General features: G+C 70.1%; 17 protein-coding genes and 1 riboswitch. Of the genes, 11 read left to right on the forward strand and 6 right to left on the reverse strand.

All coding sequences use genetic code 11. The features are described 5' to 3' along the window. The first annotated feature begins 16 nt into the window (after positions 1–16). Genes O9255_RS06350 through O9255_RS06360 form a run of 3 tightly spaced genes read left to right on the forward strand, consistent with a single transcriptional unit; the run spans position 17 to position 3,235 of the window. A complete protein-coding gene (locus O9255_RS06350; RefSeq protein WP_297866012.1) occupies positions 17–1,117 on the forward strand; it encodes a glycosyltransferase in 1,101 nt (366 codons plus the stop codon). Beyond that, complete coding sequence (locus tag O9255_RS06355; RefSeq protein ID WP_297866013.1) at positions 1,098–2,342, forward strand: O-antigen ligase family protein; 1,245 nt, start codon at positions 1,098–1,100, stop codon at positions 2,340–2,342. Before O9255_RS06350 ends, O9255_RS06355 begins: the two co-directional genes overlap by 20 nt. Beyond that, positions 2,339–3,235: a lipid A biosynthesis lauroyl acyltransferase gene (locus O9255_RS06360; RefSeq protein WP_297866014.1), complete on the forward strand. Its 897-nt coding sequence runs from the start codon at positions 2,339–2,341 to the stop codon at positions 3,233–3,235. Before O9255_RS06355 ends, O9255_RS06360 begins: the two co-directional genes overlap by 4 nt. Here O9255_RS06360 and lpxL read toward each other — a convergent pair. Next, positions 3,223–4,161 carry an LpxL/LpxP family Kdo(2)-lipid IV(A) lauroyl/palmitoleoyl acyltransferase gene (gene lpxL / locus O9255_RS06365; RefSeq protein ID WP_297866015.1) on the reverse strand — a complete coding sequence of 313 codons (939 nt, stop codon included), beginning with the start codon at positions 4,159–4,161 and terminating at the stop codon, positions 3,223–3,225. The genes O9255_RS06360 and lpxL overlap by 13 nt on opposite strands. Before the next feature lie 38 nt (positions 4,162–4,199). Between lpxL and waaA the strand changes: the two genes are divergently transcribed. After that, positions 4,200–5,504 (forward strand): lipid IV(A) 3-deoxy-D-manno-octulosonic acid transferase, encoded by a 1,305-nt coding sequence (gene waaA / locus O9255_RS06370; protein WP_297866016.1) that lies wholly within the window; start codon positions 4,200–4,202, stop codon positions 5,502–5,504. 57 nt (positions 5,505–5,561) lie between these two features. Here the strand turns inward: waaA and O9255_RS06375 are convergent, their stop codons facing one another. The 3 genes from O9255_RS06375 to O9255_RS06385 all read right to left on the reverse strand — a co-directional run bounded on the left by O9255_RS06375 (position 5,562) and on the right by O9255_RS06385 (position 8,408). Further along, positions 5,562–6,965 carry a TolC family outer membrane protein gene (locus tag O9255_RS06375; protein ID WP_297866017.1) on the reverse strand — a complete coding sequence of 468 codons (1,404 nt, stop codon included), beginning with the start codon at positions 6,963–6,965 and terminating at the stop codon, positions 5,562–5,564. Between the two features lie 22 nt (positions 6,966–6,987). Next, a complete protein-coding gene (locus O9255_RS06380) occupies positions 6,988–7,641 on the reverse strand; it encodes a protein-L-isoaspartate O-methyltransferase (protein ID WP_297866018.1) in 654 nt (217 codons plus the stop codon). 116 nt (positions 7,642–7,757) lie between these two features. Next, entirely contained in the window at positions 7,758–8,408 is a 651-nt protein-coding gene (locus tag O9255_RS06385; RefSeq protein WP_297866019.1) for a TetR/AcrR family transcriptional regulator, read from the reverse strand. A gap of 71 nt (positions 8,409–8,479) precedes the next feature. On the opposite strand from O9255_RS06385, the gene O9255_RS06390 reads away from it, so the two are divergent. The 7 genes from O9255_RS06390 to O9255_RS06420 all read left to right on the forward strand — a co-directional run bounded on the left by O9255_RS06390 (position 8,480) and on the right by O9255_RS06420 (position 19,739). Beyond that, positions 8,480–9,688 (forward strand): efflux RND transporter periplasmic adaptor subunit, encoded by a 1,209-nt coding sequence (locus O9255_RS06390; protein ID WP_297866020.1) that lies wholly within the window; start codon positions 8,480–8,482, stop codon positions 9,686–9,688. 6 nt (positions 9,689–9,694) lie between these two features. Continuing rightward, positions 9,695–12,856: an efflux RND transporter permease subunit gene (locus O9255_RS06395; RefSeq protein ID WP_297866021.1), complete on the forward strand. Its 3,162-nt coding sequence runs from the start codon at positions 9,695–9,697 to the stop codon at positions 12,854–12,856. Positions 12,857–13,021: 165 nt separating this feature from the next. Then, a complete protein-coding gene (locus O9255_RS06400) occupies positions 13,022–15,445 on the forward strand; it encodes an Ig-like domain-containing protein (RefSeq protein WP_297866022.1) in 2,424 nt (807 codons plus the stop codon). A 36-nt stretch (positions 15,446–15,481) separates the two neighbouring features. Further along, a riboswitch (TPP riboswitch) is annotated at positions 15,482–15,575 on the forward strand. 67 nt (positions 15,576–15,642) lie between these two features. After that, positions 15,643–17,523, forward strand: coding sequence for a phosphomethylpyrimidine synthase ThiC (gene thiC, locus O9255_RS06405; RefSeq protein WP_297866023.1), 1,881 nt, complete (start codon positions 15,643–15,645; stop codon positions 17,521–17,523). Positions 17,524–17,525: 2 nt separating this feature from the next. Then, a complete protein-coding gene (locus O9255_RS06410) occupies positions 17,526–18,371 on the forward strand; it encodes a hypothetical protein (protein WP_297866024.1) in 846 nt (281 codons plus the stop codon). A gap of 147 nt (positions 18,372–18,518) precedes the next feature. Continuing rightward, positions 18,519–19,130, forward strand: a complete 612-nt coding sequence (locus O9255_RS06415) for a DUF4136 domain-containing protein (RefSeq protein WP_297866025.1) — start codon at positions 18,519–18,521, stop codon at positions 19,128–19,130. Positions 19,131–19,154: 24 nt separating this feature from the next. Further along, positions 19,155–19,739, forward strand: coding sequence for a DUF4136 domain-containing protein (locus tag O9255_RS06420; RefSeq protein ID WP_297866026.1), 585 nt, complete (start codon positions 19,155–19,157; stop codon positions 19,737–19,739). A 3-nt stretch (positions 19,740–19,742) separates the two neighbouring features. Here O9255_RS06420 and O9255_RS06425 read toward each other — a convergent pair whose 3' ends face one another. Beyond that, the gene (locus O9255_RS06425; protein WP_297866027.1) at positions 19,743–20,969 is read right to left on the reverse strand and encodes a saccharopine dehydrogenase NADP-binding domain-containing protein; all 1,227 of its coding nucleotides are present in this window, start codon (positions 20,967–20,969) and stop codon (positions 19,743–19,745) included. After that, positions 20,966–21,730, reverse strand: a complete 765-nt coding sequence (locus O9255_RS06430; RefSeq protein ID WP_297866028.1) for a helix-turn-helix domain-containing protein — start codon at positions 21,728–21,730, stop codon at positions 20,966–20,968. Before O9255_RS06430 ends, O9255_RS06425 begins: the two co-directional genes overlap by 4 nt.

Genomic DNA, 21,730 nt, shown 5'->3' on the forward strand with positions numbered 1-21,730 from the left:
CGCCCGGGGCCCGGCCTTGCGCCGCCTCACCGTCGTCCAACTGCTGCCGGCCCTGAACGCGGGCGGCGTCGAACGCTCCACCCTTGAGATCGCGGCGGCTCTTGTCGCTGCCGGGCATGCCTCGCACGTGGTGTCCGCCGGCGGGCGGCTGGTCCCGGCGTTGGATGCCGGTGGCAGCACGCACCACGCCCTGCCCATCGGTGCGAAGTCGCTGGCCACGCCCTTCCAGATCTTCGCGCTGCAGCGCCTGCTGCGCGCGCTGAAGCCCGACATCGTCCACGCCCGCTCGCGGTTGCCCGCCTGGGTGGCCTTGGGCGCACTGCGCGGCCTGTCGCCGCGGCCCCGGTTCATCACCACCGTCCACGGGCTGAACTCGCCAGGCCGCTACAGCGGTGTGATGGCGCGCGGCGACGCGGTGATCTGCGTGTCGGAGACGGTGCGTGAATACGTCCAAACCCATTGGCCGGACGCCTCGCCGCGGCTCGTGGTGATCCCGCGCGGGGTCGATTCCGCGGCGTTCCCGCGCCATCCGCGGCCCGACGCATCCGCGCGCGCGGCCGTGCTCGCCGAACTCGCGCTGCCCGACGACACCCGCCTGCTGCTGATGCCCGGGCGCGGGACGCGGCTCAAGGGCCATGCCGACGCCATCGCGCTGTTGGCCGATCTTCGCGCGCAGGGCGTGCCGGCGGCCCTGTGGCTGCTTGGCACCGACGAACCGGGGCGTGAGGCCTACGTCGGCGAATTGCGCGCCTTGGCGGCCGCGCGGGGCGTCGAATCGGCACTCCGGGTGTCGCCGCCCCGCAGCGAGGTCGTCCGCGCCTACGCCGCGAGCGATCTCGTGCTGCAGCTCTCGCGCAAGCCGGAGGCCTTCGGTCGCACCGTGATCGAGGCCCTGTCGGTCGGCGCGCCCGTGCTCGGCTGGGACCACGGCGGCGTCGGCGAGCAGCTCGCGGCGCTGCAGCCAGAGGGCGCCGTGCCGCTGGGCGATGCGGCCGCACTGCTGCGGCGGGCGCGGGCCCTGCTCGACGCCCCGCCGGCCGCGCCGGCCCACATTCCCTACACTCTGGCGGCGATGCAGCAGGCCACTCTCGAGACGTATGCACGACACGCTGGTTGATCGACTCGCCCGGTTGGCACCCTGGTGGGTGCTGCTGCAGGTCGCCTGCTGGCCGTGGCGCGGCGTCGCCGAAGCCGTGCTCTCGCTCGGGGCGCTGCTCGGCTTCGGCCTGATGTGGGCGGTGCGCTTCCGCGGTGCACTGCGCGTGCTGAGCCACGAGGCTTGGGCGCTGACGAGCATCCTGTTCTGCGGCTATTGGCTGCCGCAGGTGCTGTCCATTCCGCTGGCGCTCGACCCCGCGAACACCGCGATCGAAGCGGTGAAGGACCTGCGATATCTCCCCTTCCTGTGGCTGGCGGCGATGGCGGTCTCCACCGCCCGTGGCGCACGCCTCGTCGGTGTCGGGCTGGCGGCGCTGGTGGCCGTGTGGACCCTCGACGGCCTGCTGCAGGCGGCCACCGGCTACAGCGTTGGCGGACCGGCCGTGGCGGACCGCCTCTCCGGCATTTTCGGCGCCGACAACCTGAAGCTCGGCCTCGTGCTGGCGACGCTCTCGCCCTTTGCCCTGTTTCCGGCAGCGAAGCGCGGCGTGCTGCCCTGGTTGGCGGTGGCGGGTGCGCTCGGCGTCGTGATCCTGCTCGCAGGCGCCCGCGCCGCCTGGATCAGCTTCGCACTTGCGCTGGCCGTCACCGGCCTGCGCCATTGGGGCTGGAAGCGCACCGGCCTCGGCCTGCTCGCCGGCGGCCTGCTCACCGTGGTGGTCGCCAGCACCAGCGATTTCCTCGGGCCGCGCGTCGAGCGCACGCTCGAAGCGCTGGAGATGAAGGAGGAGGGCGTCGATTTCGCGCTCTCCGGGCGGCTGGTGCTGTGGCGGACCACGGCGCGGATCATCCTCGACCACCCGCTCACCGGCGTTGGCACCGACAATTTCCAGCGGGCTTACAGGGCGTATGCGGCACCCGACGACCAGTTCGTGGAATGGGGTCGCGCTGGCGCCTTCCACGCCCACCAGATCGTGCTGGAAGTCCTGGCGGAAACCGGCATCGTCGGCCTGATGTTGTGGCTGGCCGCCGTCGCGATCGCCCTGCGCGCCTGGCGTTTCGCCGCGCCCGCGGTGCGCGAGCGTGCGTCGGCACCGGCACTCGCGCTGCTGGTCACGGTCTTCCCGCTGAACACGCATCTCGCGTTCTATTCGACCTTCTGGGGTGGCGTCACCCTGCTGCTCGCCGCGCTCTATGCCGGTGCGCTGATGCGTCGCGAGCCCGGCGACACCGCCGCGGCATGAGCACGCCGCGCTGCTTCGGCTGGCGCGCGATCGGCGTCGCCGCCGCCGTCCTCGCCCGCCTGCCACAGCGCGCCACGCTGGCCTTTGGCGCGTCGCTCGGCGTGCTGCTGCGTCCGCTGCTCCGCAGGCGCTGGCATGTGGCCCGGGTGAACCTCGCGCTGTGCTTCGCTGCCGAGTCCGCCGTCGAACGCGAACGACGCTTGCGTGACCACCAGCGCTCCCTCGCCGTGGCCCTGCTCGAACTGCTGCGGGCGTGGTTCGCGCCGTCGGCCACGCTCGACGGACTGGCCGAGGTCGAAGGGCTGGCGCTCCTGCGCGACGCGTCGGCCAAGGGGCAGGGCGTCCTGCTGCTGACCGGCCACCTGATGCACACCGAGCTGGCGACGCGCTTCGTCGCCGAAGCCCTGGGCGCTCCGGTGGGCGGCGTGGTCCGGCGCTACCGCCGCCACCCCTGCCTCGAACGCCTGCTCGACGCGGCGCGCACGCGGCGCCTCGGACCGACGGTCGGCAAGTTCGACACACGTGGAATGGCCCGGCACCTGCGCAACGGCGGCCGACTGGTGTATTCCGCCGACCAGGATTTCCGCGAGGGTCACGCCTTCGTGCCGTTCTTCGGCGTGCCGGCGGCCACCTTCGTGGGCACGCCGCAACTGGCGCGCGCCGGGCGCGCCGTCGTGCGTTTCCTGTCGATGGTGCGTGGCCCCGACGGCCGCTACCGCGTGCGCATCGCCGACCCGGGCCTCGATGATCGGCTCGACGATCCGGCGGGCTTCGCGGCGCAGTACATGGCGGTGCTCGAAGCCGCGGTTGGCGAGGCCCCGGACCAATACCTGTGGGTGCATCGCCGCTTCAAGACGCGACCGTCGGGCGAAGCCTCGCCCTACGCGCGGTAGGCGTCGCCGCGGTCGCCTTCGGGCTGGGTCTTGAAGCGCTGGTGCAGCCACAGGTATTGCGACGGCGCGCTTCGGATCATCGCCTCGAGGGCCGCCATCACCCGCGCGGTGTCGGCGGTGGCGTCCTTCGACGGGAAATCGGCCAGCGGCGCCTGCACCTCCAAGCGGTAACTGCCATCGGCGAGGCGCTCGTGGAAGAACGGGCACACGGCCGCGCCCGAGAGTCGCGCGAGCTGGTGCGTCGAGGTGAGGCTCCAGGCCGGCCGCCCGAAGAAGGGCACGAACACGCTGTCGCCGCGGCGACTCTCCTGGTCGGGCGCGAACCACAGGATGCCGCCGCCCTTCAGGTGCTTCAGCGCCGGGCGCAGTTCGTCGCGCGCGAACATCGCGCAGGCGTAGCGCAGGCGGCCGGCCTTCACCGCCCACTCCATCGCCGCGTCGCCATGCGGCCGGTACATGCCGGCCACCGGCACGTGCCGGCAGAGCAGCCGGGCGCAGAGTTCGAGGTGCACGAAGTGCGCCGACACCAGCAGCACCCCGCGGCCCTGAGCGCGCAGCGCCTCGAGGTGCTCGAGGCCTTCGACGGTGTAGCGCGGCGAGCCCTCGGAAACGCGGCCCCACCATGCGCGCAGGAATTCGAAGAGGCCGAGGCCGGTCTGCGCGAGGTTCTCGCGCGCCAGCGTCTCGCGCGCGGCGACATCGAGCTCGGGGAAACACAGGGCGAGGTTGGCTTCGACCACGCGCCGGCGCGCCGGCAGGAGGCGCCACAGCACGGGGCCAAGCGCGCGGCCCACGCGACGCTGGAACCACGTCGGCGTCCGCGCGGCACACCAGCCGAGCGCGACGCCCAGCCACGGACCCCAATGGCGCGGATGACCGAGGCGCAGCGTCCGGGGTGTCGGTGGGGAAGGGACGGCATCACTCATGCGCAGATTGTAAGCGCGCCCCTGCTACCCTTCCGCGCATGTCCCTGAGCCTTGGCCGGCGCCTGCTGCTGGCGTTCTATTCCGCCCTGCTGTGGCTGCTGGTGCCGGTCACGCTCTACCACCTCGTGTGGCGGGGGCTGCGCCAGCGCGAGTACCTGCTGCGCTGGAGCGAGCGCTACGCGCAGCTCGACGCGTTGCCCGACCTGCCGCCGGGCGCCCTGTGGGTGCACGCGGTCTCGGTGGGCGAGGTGAACGCGGCGATTCCCCTCATCAACGCGCTCCGCGAGCGGCATCCCGGCCGCCCGCTGCTCATCACGACGATCACGCCCACCGGCTCGGCGCGCGTGCGCTCGCTGTGGGGCGACGACGTGCACCACGTCTACCTGCCCTACGACCTGCGCGGCATGGTGCGTCGCTTCCTCGATCGGGTGCGCCCCGCGCTCGCCGTCGTCATCGAGACCGAACTCTGGCCCAACCTGTTCGTCGCCTGTGCGCGGGCCGAAGTGCCCGTGGTGATCGCCAATGCGCGCCTGTCGGAGCGCTCCCTGCGCGGTTACCGCTGGATGGGCCCGCTGATCCGCCTCGCGTTGTCCGGCGTGCGCCGCGTCGCCGCGCAGTCGGAGGCCGACGCCGCGCGCTTCCGCGTGCTGGCCGGCGATGGCGCCCGCATCGAGGTGACCGGCAACCTGAAATTCGACCAGCCCCTCCCGAGGGCTTCGCTCGACGAGGCGGTCGGCTGGCGCAAGGCCGGAGGTGGTCGCCCCATCTGGGTGGCGGCCAGCACCCACGCCGACGAAGAGGCGGCGGTGCTCGATGCCCACCAGCGTCTTCGCGAAGCGCATCCGGATGCGTTGCTGCTGTGGGCACCCCGGCACCCCGAGCGCTTCGACGCCGTGGCGAACCGCGTGCGCGGCGCCGGGCTCGACCTGCGACGGCGCAGCGTCGAACGCAGCCCGGACGCGCGCTGCGCGGTCTTCCTGATCGACAGCCTCGGCGAGCTGCCGGGCTTCCTCGCGGCCGGCGACGTCGCCTTCGTCGGCGGCAGCCTCTGCGACATCGGTGGCCACAACCTGCTCGAACCTGCGGCGCTGGGCGTGCCGGTCTTGAGCGGTCCGCACACCTTCAACTTCGCAGAGATCACCGCGTTGCTGAAGGAGGTCGGTGCGCTGGAGATCGTCGGCGATGCCGCGCAGCTCGCCGCGGCGGTCCAATGGCTGGTCGAGCATCCGGAGAAGGCGCGGGCCCGCGGTCGCGCGGGCCGGCAGCGCATCGACCGTGAGCGCGGCGCCCTGCAGCGCACGCTCGCGGTGATCGACGACGTGGCGGGCTTTCCGCGCCCCTGAACGCACGAAGGCGGCCTTGCGGCCGCCTCCATGGAACCTTGGCTCAATGCGGCGCGATTACTTCGTCGCGTCGAGCGAGGCCTCGGCGTCGGTGTTGAGCAGGCGGTTGACCGCCTCGATGTCGTCCGGCGTCAGGCTGCCTGCGGCCTGCTTCAGCGACAGTTCGTTGACCAGGAAGTTGTGGCGCGCCTGGGCGAACTGCGTCTGCGCGGCGAACAGCGTCTGCTGCGCCAGCAGCACGTCGACGACGGTGCGGGTACCGACTTCGAGACCGGCTTCGCCGGCTTCCAGCGCGGCCTTGGCCGAGACCACCGCCAGGCGGCGGGCTTCGACCTCGGCGGCGCCGGCCGCGAGCGAGCGGTAGGCGTTGCGGGTCTGGCGGGTGACGCCACGGCGCTCCTGTTCCAGTTGCTCGGCGACCGCATCGCGGTTGGCGAGGGCCGAGCGCACACCGGCCTGCACCGCGCCGCCGCTGTAGATCGGCACGGTCAGGGTGATGCCGACGTTGCTGCCGTCGTTGAGGTTGTCGGAGGGGAAACTCACGCCGCCACTGGTGCTGTTGCCCCAGGTCGCGGAATCGCTGTAGCCGCCGGACAGGTTCAGGGTCGGTAGATGGCCGGCGCGCGCCGTCGAGACATTGGCCTCGGCGGCGTCGAGGGCCAACGCCGCGGCCTGCAGTGCCGGGTTGTCGGCCAATGCCTTGTCCACCCAGGCCTGCAAGCCTTCGGTGTCGTCGAGCTTCGGCTGGTAGTCGGTGCCGAGACCCTTCAGCGAGCCCGTGGGCTCGCCGGTGATTTCGGCCAGCGCCTCGCGGGCGTCGTCGAGGCGGGTCGCGGCGCTGATGGCGTTGGCACGGGCGCCGTCGTAACTGGCGCGGGCTTCGTGCACGTCGGTGATCGGCGCGAGGCCGACTTCGAGGCGCGTCTCGGCCTGGTCGAGCTGGCGCTTCGCGGCGGCTTCCTGGGCGCGCGCGGAGGCCAGCGATTCGATCGCGGTGAGCACGTCGAAGTAGGCGCGGGCCACGCGCACACCGAGCGCCTGCTCGGCGGCGACGCGCTGCGCCTCGGCCTGCGCGGCCTGGGCCTTGGCGGCGTTCAGTCGGGTGTAGTCGGCGCGGTCGTAGATCGACTGGCTCAGGTTGATCCCGTAGCGACGGTCGCGGGAGTCGGAGCTGCCGGTGTTGCGATCGAAAACCACGCCACCCGAGCCATTCGGGCGGCTGCTGAAGGACGTACTGTCGCCCTCGCTGTCCGTCAGGCTGGCCGAGGCGCTCACCTGCGGCAGCAGCGCAGCGCGGGACTGCGAGACACCGGCCTGGGCGGCGGCGGCGCGCGCCTCCGCTGCGGCCAGCTGCGGGTCGCTCTTGCGCGCCAACTCGTAGGCCTGCAACAGGTCGGCGGCGCTGGCCGGCACGGCGAGGCCGGCGGCGAGCAGGGCAAGGGCGAGGGGACGCAGGCGCATGGGGCTTCCTTCGGTCAAACGATCAGAGGGTGAAGCGCGCTTCCGGTGCGAAGCCGCGCAGATAAGGGATATCGGTTTCGAACAGGCTTTCGATGCGCGGGCCGGCGGCGTCGTTGCGGAGGCAGATCGCCTCCTGCACCGGCGAGGCGCCGCGCACGAGGACGAGGCGACCGCCCGGCTTCAGCCAGCGCACGAAGCGCTCCGGCACCTCGGCAACAGCGCCACCCACGAGGATCGCGTCGAAACGGAGCGCGGTGTCCCAGGTGCTGGCGTCGCCCTGCTCGAGGCGCACGTTGGCCGCCTCGAGGGCCTGCAGGCGACGCTGCGCCTCGGCGACGAAATCGGCGTGTTGTTCGATCGCCTGCACCGAGCGCGCGAGGCGGGCAAGGCAGGCGGTGAGGAAGCCGCTGCCGGCACCGATCTCCAGCACTTCGTCGGTGGGGGCGACGTCCAGCGCCTGCAGCAGGCGGCCTTCGATCACCGGCTTGAGCATGAACTCGTCGTGGCCGAGCGGCAGGGCGAGGTCGGCGAAGGCCAGCTTGCGATGCGTGGCCGGCACGAAGTCCTCGCGCTTCACGTCACCGAGCACGTCGAGCACGCGCCGATCCAGCACCTCCCAGGGGCGGACCTGCTGCTCGACCATTGCGTGGCGGGCCTGGTTGAAGTCGATGGGCATGGTGGGACGTCCTTGGGAGCAGGGCCGCATAGTGTACGGGCGTGGCCCCGCTGACGACGGCTACAGTGCCGGAGCGGAGCGTGCCAGGGCAGTGACGAAGGTCACCGCGACGGAGGTCATGGTCGGCCCGTCCCGGCGGGGGCATGGGCGCGCAGGAACAGCGCGACGCACTGGTCGACGTGGGCGGTCCGGGCCGCAGCCTCCGGCGGCGGCTCGATGCCGAGCAGGCAGCGGAAGTGGTGGATGCCCTTCAGCAGCACGAAGAACTGGCTGGCGGCGACCTTCGGGTCGTCGAGCCGCAGCTGGCCGCGCTGCTTGGCCAGCGCGAGGAAACCCTCCATCTCCTCCAGCGCGCGCTTCGGGCCGGCCTTGAAGTAGAGCTGGGCAAGGGTCGTCGACTGGCTGGCCTGGGCCGCCATCATCCGCATCAGCTGTACGGCGTCCTCGGCGAAGACGAGGTCGACGAAGCCGGTGCCGATCTGCTTCAGGGCCTCGCCCACGGGCAGGTCTTCGGGCCATTCGAACAGGCCGTGGGGCAGCTGGTCGGCGCAGCGGGCCTCGACGGCGGCCGTGAACAGGCCTTCCTTGTCGCCGAAGTGGCTGTAGATCGTCAGCTTGGACACGCCGGCGGCCTGTGCGATGGCCTCGAGGCTCACCGCTTCAAAGCCGTGCTGGCAGAACAGCTGGCCGGCGGCCTCCACCAGGGCGGCGCGCTTCTCGGGATCTTTGGGGCGTCCGGGGGTGCCGGGGCGGGCCTTCGTCGTCACAAGAAATTTATTGAACTCGGGAGTATGCGAAATATACCATACCGGCGAGTTCATGAATCGTGGTCGCCCCGATGCCCGCCCTTCGCCGCCTCCCCCTGTCGTCCCGCGCCGCCTTTCGGATCGCGCCCCTGCTCCTGGCTGCCGGCCTGCTGAGCGCTTGCGGCAATGGCGACACCGGCGCACCGCCGGCCCGTCCCGTGCTGGTGCAGCAGCCGACGCCGGCTGCCGGCGCCGTACAGGCCTTCGCCGGTGAAATCCGCGCCCGCCACGAGACGCCTCTGGCCTTCCGGGTGGGAGGCAAGGTCGCGAAGCGGCTGGTCGATGTCGGAGATCGCGTGGTGGCCGGGCAGCCGCTTGCTGAACTGGACGCGCAGGACCTCCGCCTCAGCCGCGACGCGGCGCAGGCCCAGCTGACCGCCGCCGAGGCCGATGCCCGGCTCGCGGCCGCCGAATTCGAACGCATCGAAGTGATGTTCCAGCGCCAGCTGGTGAGCCGCTCCCTGTTCGACGCCCGCAAGAACGGCCTCGACGCCGCCAATTCGCGCGTCGCCCAAGCGCGGGCCCAGCTGGATGTCGCCGGCAACCAGGCGGCCTACGGGGTGTTGCGCGCCAACGCGTCCGGTGTCGTCGCGGTCCGCAACATCGAGGCCGGGCAGGTGGTTTCGGCCGGCCAGACCGCCTTCGGCCTCGCCGAGGATGGCGAGCGCGAAGTCGCCATCGCCCTCCCGGAAGCGGATGTCGCGCGCTTCCAGGACGGGCAGGACGTGCTGGTTGAACTATGGGCCGCGCCGGGGCAGCGTGTGCCGGGCACCATCCGCGAGATCGCCCCCGCCGCCGATCCGCAGGCCCGCACCTACGCCACCCGCGTTGCACTCGCCTTGCCCGAGGGCGTTCGCGTCGAACTCGGCCAGAGCGCCCGCGTTTATGCGGCCAATGCCGCGGCGCCGTCGCTGAGCGTGCCGCTCTCTGCACTGGTGCAGGCCGACGGGCAGGCGGCCGTGTGGGTACTCGACGCCGACGGCCAGCGCGTGAAGCGCGTGCCCGTGCAGGCCGGTGCCTACACCGAGACCGATGTGCCCGTCTCCGGCGGCCTCCAGCCCAACGACTGGGTCGTGATCAGCGGCGTGCACCTGCTGCGTGAGAACGATGCCGTGAAGCCGGTGGATCGCGAGAACCGCCCGGTGCGCGTCGAAGCGCAGGAGACGCCCGCCGTCGCCGAGGACGCCAGCGCCGCGCTCGACGCCGGTGCCGATCGCCTCAACGCCGAAATCGCCGGATAAGCCGCGATGGCCTCGTCCTTCAACCTCTCCGCTTGGGCGCTGAAGAACCGCGTTCTCGTGCTCTACGCGATGATCGTGCTCGCGATCGTCGGCGTCTTCAGCTACCAGCGTCTCGGCCAATCGGAAGACCCGCCGTTCACCTTCAAGGTGATGGTGGTCCGCACGATGTGGCCGGGCGCCACGGCGGAGGAGGTGGCCGCACAGGTCACCGACCGCATCGAGAAGAAGCTGATGGAAACCGGGCAGTACGAGCGCATCACCTCGTACTCGCGCGCCGGCGAATCGCTGGTGCTGTTCATGGCCAAGGATTCGATGGTGTCGGCCGAGCTTCCGCAGCTCTGGTACACCGCGCGCAAGAAGGTCGGCGACATCCGCCACACGCTGCCGGCCGGCGTCGTCGGCCCCTTCTTCAACGATGAGTTCGGCGACACCTTCGGCAACCTCTATGCGCTGCAGGCCGACGGCCTCGACTACGCGACGCTGAAGGACTACGCGGAGCGCATCGAGCTGGAGCTGCACCGCGTGCCAGACGTCGCCAAGGTCGAGCTGATCGGCCTGCAGGACGAGCGCATCTGGATCGAGCTCTCGAACACCAAGCTGGCCACGCTCGGCGTGCCGCTCGATGCCGTGCAGCGCGCGATCGACGAGCAGAACGCCATGGTCGGCGCCAGCTTCTTCGAAACCCCGAGCGACCGCGTGAAGCTGCGCGTATCCGGCGCCTTCGATTCCGTGGAGGCGATCCGCCAGTTCCCGATCCGCGTGGGCGACCGCAGCTTCCGCCTGCAGGACGTGGCCGAGGTGAAGCGCGGCTTCGTCGATCCGGCGGCGCCGCGCATGCGCTTCATGGGGCAGGACGCGATCGGCATCGGCGTGTCGATGCGCAAGGGCGGCGACATCATCCAGCTGGGCGAACAGCTCGAAGCCGAGTTCGCGCGCATCCAGCAGACCCTGCCCGCCGGCATGACGCTTTCGAAGGTGAGCGACCAGCCCGCCGCGGTGCGCGATTCCGTTGGTGAATTCGTCCGCGTGCTGGCCGAAGCCGTGCTGATCGTGTTGCTGGTGAGCTTCCTGAGCCTCGGCTGGCGTTCGGGCCTGGTCGTGGCGCTGTCGATCCCGCTGGTGCTGGCGATGACCTTCGCCGCGATGTACTTCCTCGGCATCGGCCTGCACAAGATCTCGCTGGGCGCGTTGATCCTCGCACTCGGCCTGCTGGTCGACGACGCGATCATCGCGATCGAGATGATGCAGGTGAAGATGGAGCAGGGCTTCGGGCGCCTCGAGGCCGCGGCCTACGCGTGGCAGAGCACGGCCTTCCCGATGCTCACCGGCACGCTGATCACCGCCGCCGGCTTCCTGCCGATCGCTACCGCCGCCTCGAGCACCGGCGAGTACACGCGATCGATCTTCCAGGTCGTCGTCCTGGCCCTGATCCTGAGCTGGATCGTCGCGGTGGTGTTCATCCCCTACCTCGGCGACAAGCTGTTGCCCGACCGCGAGCAGATGCTCGCCAGCCACGGCGGCGGGTTCATCGGTGCCGTGCGCAAGTCGCTGGCGGCGCGCCTGCCGCCGGCGTTCGCGACCTGGGTCGCGCCGGACACGGCGCACCACGACAACCCCTACGACACGCCGTTCTACTCGCGATTCCGCGCGCTGGTGGCGTGGTGCGTCCGCCATCGCAAGACGGTGATCCTGGTCACCGTGCTGGCCTTCGTCGGCTCGCTGGCGATGTTCCGCTTCATCCCGCAGCAGTTCTTCCCGTCGTCGACGCGGTTGGAGCTGATGGTCGACCTCGAGCTCGCCGAGGGCAGCTCGCTGGCCGCCACCGAGGCCGCCGCGAAGCGCCTCGAGGCGAAGCTGGACGGCCACCCGGACATCGTCAACTACGTGGCCTATGTCGGCACCGGCTCGCCGCGCTTCTACCTGCCGCTCGACCAGAAGCTGCCGCAGGCCAACTTCGCGCAGTTCGTGCTGATCACCCCGGACATCGAGAAGCGCGAGACGGTGAAGGCCTGGTTGCAGGGCGTGCTCGACACCGAGTTCGCCGACCTGCAGGGCCGCGTGACCCGTCTCGAGAACGGCCCGCCGGTGGGCTTCCCGGTGCAGTTCCGCGTATCGGGCGAGCACCCGGACGAAGTGCTGCGCATCGCCAATGCGGTGAAGGCGCAGGTGCTGGCGAACCCGCATTCGCGCAACGTCAACCTCGACTGGGACGAGCCGAGCAAGGTGGTGCGGCTCGAGATCGACCAGGACCGCGCGCGCGCGCTCGGCGTCAGTTCCGCGCAGGTCGCTTCCTTCCTTCAGGGCTCGCTCTCGGGCACGCCAGTGAGCACGTACCGTGAAGGCAACGAGCTGATCGAGATCCTGCTCCGTGGCCCCGAGGAAGAGCGCACGCGCTTGTCATTGCTCGGTTCGCTGGCGGTGCCGACCGCCAGTGGCAAGTCCGTGCCGCTCTCGCAGATCGCGCGTATCGAGTACGGCTTCGAGCCCGGCATCGTCTGGCGCCGCAACCGCCTGCCGACCGTCACCATCCGCGCGGACGTCGAAGGTGGGGTCACGCCGCCGACGGTGACGAACCAGATCCTCCCGGCGCTCGAGCCGATCCGTGCCGAGCTTCCGCCCGGCTATCGCTTGGAAACCGGGGGCGCCGTCGAGGAATCGGCGCGCGGTGGCGCGTCGGTGGCCGCGGGCATGCCGCTGTTCCTGTTCGCCGTGATCACGCTGCTGATGCTCCAGCTGCGCAGCTTCTCGCGCATGGCGATGGTGCTGATGACCGCGCCGCTGGGGCTGATCGGCGTGGTCTGGTTCCTGCTGATTCCGCAGGTGCCGTTCGGCTTCGTGGCCATGCTCGGCACGATCGCGCTTTCGGGAATGATCATGCGTAACTCGGTGATCCTCGTGGACCAGATCGAGCACGACATCGCCGAAGGCCACGCACCCTTCCAGGCGGTCGTCGACGCGACGGTGCGACGCTTCCGTCCCATCGTGCTGACGGCACTCGCCGCCGTGTTGGCGATGATCCCGCTCTCGCGCAGCGTGTTCTTCGGGCCCATGGCCGTCGCGATCATGGGCGGCCTGATCGTCGCCACGGCGCTCACGCTGCTGTTCCTGCCGGCCCTCTACGCCGCGTGGTTCCGCATCAAGGCCCCGGAGGCGGCGCCGCGCTACTGAGCATTCCCGGGGCCTGCGCCCCGGTCCGAGATTCGCCGCCGGGTCGTCCGCGAACCGGCTCCCTCCCCCGCCTCTCCGGCGGCCCGGCGGCGATCTTCATGCACGGGTTTTACCTCGTGTCGCGACGGCCTACCATGGGCCCATCTTGGCTTCCCCCCGTCGACCATGCGTGCCTCCGTCGTCATTGCCGGCCTGGTGGCCATCGCTCCGCCCGCTTTCGCCAACACCATTCCGGAGGGCCGGCCGGATCGCTATGTGCTCCGCCAAGGCGAATCCATCGACGTTCGTTCGCCGGGCGTTCTTGGCAACGACACCGATGCCGATGGTGATTCGCTGTTCCTTGAGCCCGCGGAGGCTGCGGCGTCGGGGCAATTGATCCTCTTCCCGGATGGCAGCTTCAGTTACACGCCGGATGCGCGCTTCTCGGGTACCGACCGGTTCACTTACCGGGCGTGCGACGCTCTGGTGTGCAGTGCGCCCGTGGAAGTGCGCATCGACTCCGACGGCATCTCGGCGCCCCTGGCTGCGCGGGCGGATCGATTCGAGATCGTGGCCGGCAGTGCGCCGGTCGAGCTTGACGTCCTCGTCAACGACGCATTCGCGCTCGAGCGGCTGTCGGGAGGTCGCTTGGAGGTTCGGACAGCGGCGTCGCTCGGCAACCTCGAGGTGCTGGCAGACGGCGCCGTGCCGACGGGCTTCCGGTACCGCCCGCGGCCTGAGGCAGTGGGGACGGACCGCTTCCGTTACCGGCTGTGTGAGCCCGCCGGTCGCTGCGTGGAGGCCGAGGTCGAGGTCGCGATTCTTCCGGTCGCGCCGGTCACGCTGGATGTATCGGGCGGTGCCGGCTTCGCCGATGTGGCGCTCAGGGGCCTGCCGGAGCTTCCGGCCCCCAATCTCGTCATCACCGGCACCGGGAAGGTTTCACACTACGCGTTCCCCATCTCGATTGATGCCACGCCCCTCGATCCCTGGGCTGGCGGCGGGGCCGCGCAGACGCTGTTTACGGCGGACGGCGGAGAGTCGGGGCGCCAGTTGCGGCTCCGAGTCACGCTCGAAGCGTCAGACGCCGATGTCGATCTCTATGTCGGGACGGACGACGACACCAACCGTCGTGCGTCATCCGATGAGCTCACCTGTACCGCGGCGAGCGTGGCGGGCGTCGAGAGCTGCGTTCTCGAGCTGGTCGTTCCGGCGGACGAGCGGCGCAGTTGGTGGGCGTATGCGCACAACCGCAAAGGGCGGCGAGTCGAGGCGCGCCTGCGCGTCCTCGAGGTCGATCTCGCCGACAGCTCATCGCTCGCGTGGTCGGCCCCGGGCCGCCTTGAGGCGGGCGCGCCGTCGGCGCTTCGCCTCTCGTGGTCGGATCTGACGATGCTACCGGGCGAGACGGCGGGGGGGTGGATCCAAGTCGAAAGCGAGTCCGGCACGTCTCTGGGATGGGTGCCATACACCCTCGTGGCCGAGGGGCGAGGCGTCGCGCCACGCCTGCTTCGTGCTGGCGATACCGTGCGATTCGACCTGCCCGCCGGTAGTGCGGCGACCGCCCTCGTGCTGGACGTTCCCGATGGCACCGCATCCTTCACTGTATCGGCAGTGGCCGATGGCGATTTCGGCCTCTCGCTCTTCCGAGCGCCGATTCCCGACGACCAGCGGTCCGACGTCAGCGTCGAGGGCATCGTCGATGGGCAGTTGCCCGAGGCAAGTCAGTTCAGCGAAGACGGCGTGGCCAGCATCGACGTGGTCGATGTCCCGGCGGGCCGTTGGCTGGTCCGCGTCGGCGACGCGACGGGCGACCTCGCCGATGTGGCCGTGGACGTGGTGATCGACACCGTGGACGCTCCCGAATCGACGTTGGGTCCGGGGCTCTACGCCCCCGTGCGTCGCCCGGGCGAGGGCTTGATCGTGGATCGCACCGGTGGGGACTGGTCGGCGGTCTGGTACGCGTTTGACGACCAGAGTCTCAGCACTTGGCTCTATCTCCAGGGGGCGGCGCCCGCGGATGGCGAGGCTTGGATGCCCACCGTCTATCGCAGCGGGGTGGGTTCGGGCGGCCAGCGCCTCGCCGCCATCGGCCGCGCCAGCCTTTCGAGGATGGATGATGGCGGGCCGATCCTCTCGTTCGAAATCGATGGCCGCGTTGGTTCGCAGCGACTGATCGATTTCGGTCGCGACTGTCCGGTGGATCGGGGCACGCCGCGTGATCTCTCTGGCCTGTGGTACGACCCGGCGCGCGCTGGCGAGGGCTATGGGGTCTGGATCAGCCCCGCGTACGAGTTCTATGGCTTCTTCGGCCATGACGCGCGCGGCCAGCCGCGCTACTTGGCAGCGGAAGGCCGAGGATTCGCGTTCCTCGGTGATCGTACCCTGGCGCTCACGGCCTACCGTGGCGCGTGCCTTTTCTGCCGCGATAGCCCGCGTGTGGGTGAAGCGGTTGGGGAGTTGCGCCGCAGCTTCGCACCTTCACTCAGCCCGATCCTGATGACTGTGGAGGCGACTTTCGGCGCGGGTGTGATCGGCGGCATCTCAAGGCACGAGACGTTGGAGCGGCTGGGCGGTGAGGGCGCGGGCTTCGGTTGCGAGAAGCTGTGATGGCGTGACGCGCCGGCGCTGCCATGCTTCAATGCGCGCCGGAAGCAGGGGTGCCCGTCGTCGGGCTGAGAAAGACCCTTCGAACCTGATGCGGGTGACGCCGCCGTAGGGAGACTTCGACGCGCCAAAGTGCGCCCCTGCCTGCATTCTGCCCGCGCGCCTCGCGCGGGAACCGGACACGCACGCAGGACAACACCATGAACGCCGTCGCCAAGGACCTGCTGGACAAGACCCGCCAGCTCTCCGAAGAAGTCACCCGCCCCATCCCCGGTTCCGTGAAGATCCACGTCGAGGGCTCGCGCCCCGACCTGCGCGTGCCGATGCGCGAAATCGCGCTGAGCCCCACGCCGCGCACGGTCGGTGTGGAGAAGAACGCGCCGCTGGCGGTGTACGACACCTCGGGCCCGTACACCGACCCGAATGCGAACATCGATCTCGCCCGGGGCCTCGCGGCCTTGCGCGCGCGCTGGATCGAAGAGCGCGGCGATACCGAAGTGCTGGGTGGTCTGACCTCCGCCTTCGGCCGCGCTCGCGAGCACGACGCCAAGCTCGACAGCCTGCGCTTCCCGAACCGCGCGCTGCCGCGCCGCGCCAAGGGCGGCGCCAATGTCACCCAGATGCACTACGCCCGCCGCGGCATGATCACGCCGGAGATGGAGTACATCGCCATCCGCGAGAACCAGCGGCTCGAGGCCATCCGCGAGGCGCACCTTCTGAAGCAGCATCCGGGCGAGAGCTTCGGCGCCGTGCTGCCGGCGCGCATTACGCCCGAATTCGTCCGCGAGGAAGTGGCCCGCGGCCGCGCCATCATCCCGGCCAACATCAACCACCCGGAGCTTGAGCCGATGATCATCGGCCGCAACTTCCTGGTGAAGATCAACGCGAACATCGGCAACTCGGCGGTCTCGTCGGGCATCGCCGAAGAAGTCGAGAAGCTGGTGTGGGCGATCCGCTGGGGCGGCGACACGGTGATGGACCTCAGCACCGGCAAGCACATCCACGAGACCCGCGAGTGGATCCTGCGCAACAGCCCGGTGCCGATCGGCACGGTGCCGATCTACCAGGCGCTGGAGAAGGTCGACGGCAAGGCCGAGGAACTCACCTGGGAATTGTTCCGCGACACGCTGATCGAGCAGGCCGAGCAGGGCGTGGACTACTTCACCATCCACGCCGGCGTGCGCCTGCGCTACGTTCCGCTCACGGCCAAGCGCGTCACCGGCATCGTCTCGCGCGGCGGCTCGATCATGGCCAAGTGGTGCCTCGCCCACCACAAGGAGAATTTCCTCTACACGCACTTCGAGGAAATCTGCGAAATCATGAAGGCCTACGACGTGAGCTTCTCGCTCGGCGATGGCCTGCGCCCCGGCTCGATCGCCGATGCCAACGACGCCGCCCAGTTCGGCGAGCTGGAGACGCTCGGTGAGCTGACGAAGATCGCGTGGAAGCACGACGTCCAGACCATGATCGAAGGCCCCGGCCACGTGCCGATGCAGCTGATCAAGGAGAACATGGACAAGCAGCTTCGCGAGTGCGGCGAAGCGCCGTTCTACACGCTGGGGCCGCTCACCACCGACATCGCGCCGGGCTACGACCACATCACCAGCGCCATCGGCGCGGCGATGATCGGCTGGTACGGCACGGCCATGCTCTGCTACGTGACGCCGAAGGAGCACCTCGGACTGCCGAACCGCGAGGACGTGCGCGAAGGGATCATGGCCTACAAGATCGCCGCGCATGCGGCGGATCTGGCCAAGGGTCACCCGGGCGCGCAGGCCCGCGACAACGCGCTGTCGAAGGCGCGCTTCGAGTTCCGCTGGGAGGACCAGTTCAATCTGGGTCTCGATCCGGAGAAGGCGCGCTCGTACCACGACGAAACCCTGCCCAAGGACGCGCACAAGGTCGCGCACTTCTGCTCGATGTGCGGCCCGCACTTCTGCTCGATGAAGATCACGCAGGACGTGCGCGACTACGCCGCCGAGAAGGGCGTCGCCGAGGAGGCGGAAGCGCTGGAGAAGGGCATGGCGGAGAAGTCGGCCGAGTTCCGAGCGCAGGGCGCGCAGGTCTACCGGAAGGACTGACCGTGGGCACCTGGAGCGCGGCGCTTTACGGCGACGACGACGCCTGTGACCTCCGCGACACGATCGCCTTGGTCGCCAAGCTGCCGCGTTCCGGTGACCAGCTTTTCGATCTGCTTCGCGAGCGTGAGCTGGGGGACGGGGACATCGCGCCTGCGCTCTGGGTGGTGGTGGCCGACCAGTTCGAGCGGCGAGGCATCGCCTGCGAGGCTGCCTTCTCCCGCGCCCTCCAGGTCATCGAGTCCGGCGACGACCTCGCGTGGTTGCGTGAGGCCGGGATGGACGAGAAGGACCTGAAGAAGCGCATCGCGGTGCTGGCCGAGGTCGAGGCGCGGCTGCGCGCGCCGCGTCCGCCGAAGCCGCGGCCCAAGGCGGGCAAGCCACCGGCCAATCCGCTGCAGGCCGGCGAGGTGTATGCCTTCCCCACCATGCGCCATGTGGCGGTGAACAGCTGGTTCCCCTCGTGGGAGGAGGCGCGCTTCGTGCCGGATGGTTGGGGCGCGTGCGTGGTGCTGGCGACGGGCCGGGCCTTCGACTGGTTGCCGTGGGCGGCGGTCGAGAGCTTGGGTGTCGACACTGACCGCAAGCCGACGTTCGACGACGCCGTCGCGGCACCGTTCTTCGCCGGGCAGGGCCCGTCGCGCTGCGTGCCGCGCAAGCTCCAGATGCAGCGGACGGGACTGTCCTTGCTGGGTCGGGTCACGCTGGATGCGGCCAAGGTCGACTCGCACCTCGCGCCGACCACCAGCCCCGAGCGGACCGTGATGGCCGGTTGGGCCATCAGCTCGGTGGTGCTGGGCTGGGGCCGCGCGCGTCCCCCCCGCGGTGGCCTCGCGGACCTCCTGCCCTGAGGCGCCGGGGGTGATGATGACCTTGCTGAATCGCGGGGAACCGGCGACGCGGAACCGGCCGCCTTTGGCGTGACCGTGACGCCGTGTCCGCTCGCTTCGCGCGTAGCATCCGGAAGGTCGGTCCCGTTGATGCCTGCGAGGTTCCCCATGCTCCCGTTCCGATCGTTCTGCCGTCCCGCGTTCGTGGTCCTGGTCGCCCTGTTGCTGGCCGCCTGCGCGACCGGCCCACGCGTCACCACCGAAGCCGATCCCGAGGCCGACTTCGCGCGCTTCCGCACGTTCGCGTTCTACGAGCCGCTCGCCCTCGAGACCCGGGGCTACACGACCCTGCTCAGCGCGCGATTGAAGGACGAGGCGCGTCGCCAGATGGAGGTGCGCGGCTATGTGTACGACGTCGCCGATCCCGACCTGCGCGTCAACCTCAACGCCTTCGTCGAAGAGAAGACCGACGTGGTGACGGTGCCGACGACGGGTTACGCCACGTACTACAGCTATCGCGCCAGGGCCTTCGTGACGGTGCCGGTGTGGCACGAGCGCTCGCAGGTGATGCAGTACACCGAAGGCACGATCAACGTCGACCTGGTCGACGCACGGGCGAAGCAGCTGGTGTGGGAGGGCGTAGCCGTGGGCAGCGCGGCCGGCGCCACCCCGGCCGAGCGTCGCGAGCGCGCGGTGCTGTCGATCGCGAAGATCTTCGAAGCCTTTCCGCATCGCGCGGGCGGCGCGCCCGTCGCGCCGGCGCCCGCGACGGCCCCCTGAGCACGCCTTCGACCGGAGCCCCCCATGCGCCTACGCCCTTCGATCTTCGTTTCGTCGCTGCTTGCCGCCTTCGTCGCCGTGGCGCTGCCCGGCTGCGCGTCGACCCCCATCGCCACCGCCGAGCAGGCGCCGGGCGCCGACGTGCGCACCTATGCGACGTTCGCGTTCTTCGAACCCTTGGCGATGGAGCGCGACGGCTACGGCACGATGGCCGGCGAGCGCGCCCGCGCGGTGCTTCGTCGCGAGATGGAATCGCGGGGCTACCGCCTCGACCCCGAGAACCCCGCGCTCCGCATCAACGTGATCGCCGCGGCCCGTGATGGCGACGGCGGCCCGGCCTTCAGCCTCGGGCTCGGTGTCGGCGTCGGAGGCGGGAACACGCGCGGCGGCCTCGGCGTGGGTATTCCGCTCGGCGGCAGTGGATCGCGCGAGCGCTCGCGCCTTCCCGGCGCGATCGCGATCGACGTGGTCGACACGGGAGCGAAGCGCGTGGTGTGGACCGGCGGCGTGGACGTGCCTCGGGTCGGCCGGGACGGCGAGGCCGAAGCGTTCGAGGTGGCCCTGCGCCGCGTGATGGCGGCGCTGCCGTCGCGATCGTCGACGCCCTGAGCCTCAGCGTCCCTCGACCGGCCCGAAGGTGAGGCCGGCGCGCTGGCGCAGGCGCTCGACGAGGCGCATCCCCATCGCGGCGGCCGGCGTCCACACGCCGCCGGGCGTCGCCTCGCGGTCGACGTCCTGCACCAGGCACAGCGCGGCCTCGCTGATCATCTTGCAGGTCGAACCGTAACCGGGATCGCGGTCGCCGGTGACCTTCGTGGTGAGCTTGCGGCCATCGGCGGTTTCGCCGAAGAACAAGACTTCATAGCGGCCTTTCTCGCGCTGCTGTTTGTTCGGGCCTTCGCCGGGCTTGGGCAGTGCAAAACGCCGCAGCAGGGCGCGCGTCGGCGCGAAGGCCAGCAGCATGGTTTGCAGTTTGGAACTGCGTGCCATCGATTTGGCGCGTTTCTCTCCGGCCTTGCCTTCGCCAGTGAGCATCCGCTCGCTGTACACGAACGCCTCGCCCCAAGGATGGCCCAGCAGGGCGTGGCTGCGATGCACGTTCTTGGTGTTGATGGGCGCCATGACGAAGGGCGCCGTCCATGCATTGGCCAGATCGTCGAAGGCCGCGGTGTTGTCGTTCGGTTGGCGCGGGCCCTTGAAGCCGGGCACCAGCGCGAACGGATCGCCCAAGGTGCGGATCAGGCTGCGGTCGCGGCCGATGGCTTCCATCGTGGCCAGCATGCTGGCCACGGTGCCGCCCGAGAACGTGCCCTTCATGACGCTCACGCGGCCATGCACGCGGGCCAACGGCGCGCCGAAGCGCGCCTTCGCCTCGTGCTGGGCGTGCAGCACGCCGAGGTCGAAGGGGATGGAATCGAAGCCACAGGAGAAAACGATCCGCGCGCCGCTGGCTTTGGCGGGTGCCTGCAGCTCGGGAATCATCTTGGCCATCCAGCCCGGCTCGCCGCACAGATCGACGTAATCGGTGCCGGCATGGGCGCAGGCGCGGATCAGGGGTTCGCCGTATTGCTGGTAAGGCCCGACGGTGGTGATGACGACCTTCGTGCGTTTGACGAGCGCCGCAAGCGCGGCTTCGTCGCTGGCGTCGGCGACCAGCAAGGGAAGGTCTGCCGGCAAGCCAAGCTCATCGCGAATCTGCGCGAGCTTGGCCGCGCTGCGGCCGGCCATGGCCCAGCGTACCGACCCTGCGGCGCCGTAGGTGTGGTCCAGATACTCCGCCACCAAGCGGCCGGTGAAGCCGGTGGCACCAAACACGATGAGGTCGAATTCTCTGTTCATGGGCTGGATGGTCGCACGTCGATGGCGGTCCACGTGAGGTCGATCGCGCTGAGGTTGGAAGGCGGCATGCCAAACATCGCCTTGAAGGTATCGCTGAAATGCGCGCCGCTGGAAAAGCCCGCGGCGTGGGCGGCCTCGGTGAGTGAGGCGCCGGCAATGATGTTGCGTACCGCCGAAGACGTGCGTTGCCACAGGCGCCAACGACGCCAAGGCAGGCCGGTGCTTTGGGTAAAGAGGCGTTGGAATTGCGAGACCGACAGCCCGGCTTGCGCCGCATGCTCGCTGACGCGATGCGTGAGGCCGGGGTCTGAACGCAGACGTGCCAGCGAGGCTTCGATCCTCCGGTCCATGCGGGGCGCTTCGATTCCCAAGCACGCCGTCAGGGCGATGACGTCGACGCGTTTCACATGGGGCTGTGCTCCTAGGCGACGAAGCACCTGCAGCGCCATCTCTTCAACCGCCATGCCGATGGCACACCCTCTCGGCCCCGGTGTGCCCGAGGCGGCAAGCTTTTTCCACGATTGATCGCCGGCATCGAGGTAAAGAAAGGCCATGGTCGAGGCGGGCGTGTGCAGGCGATGCCATTGGCCGGCCGGAATCACCGCACTGCGCACACGTCGTCCGGTTCCCGGAGGACCATCCAGGTGTTCTGCCACTTCGAATGCATCGTCGAGCCCGAAGGCCAGGACCGTCACGCTGTTGCGGTGTGCCGCAATGGGAAACGCCGGGCCGATGTAGAGGATGACGTGCCCCCCATCCAC

The organism is Silanimonas sp. (assembly GCF_027530345.1).
Classification (GTDB): Bacteria; Pseudomonadota; Gammaproteobacteria; order Xanthomonadales; family Xanthomonadaceae; genus Silanimonas.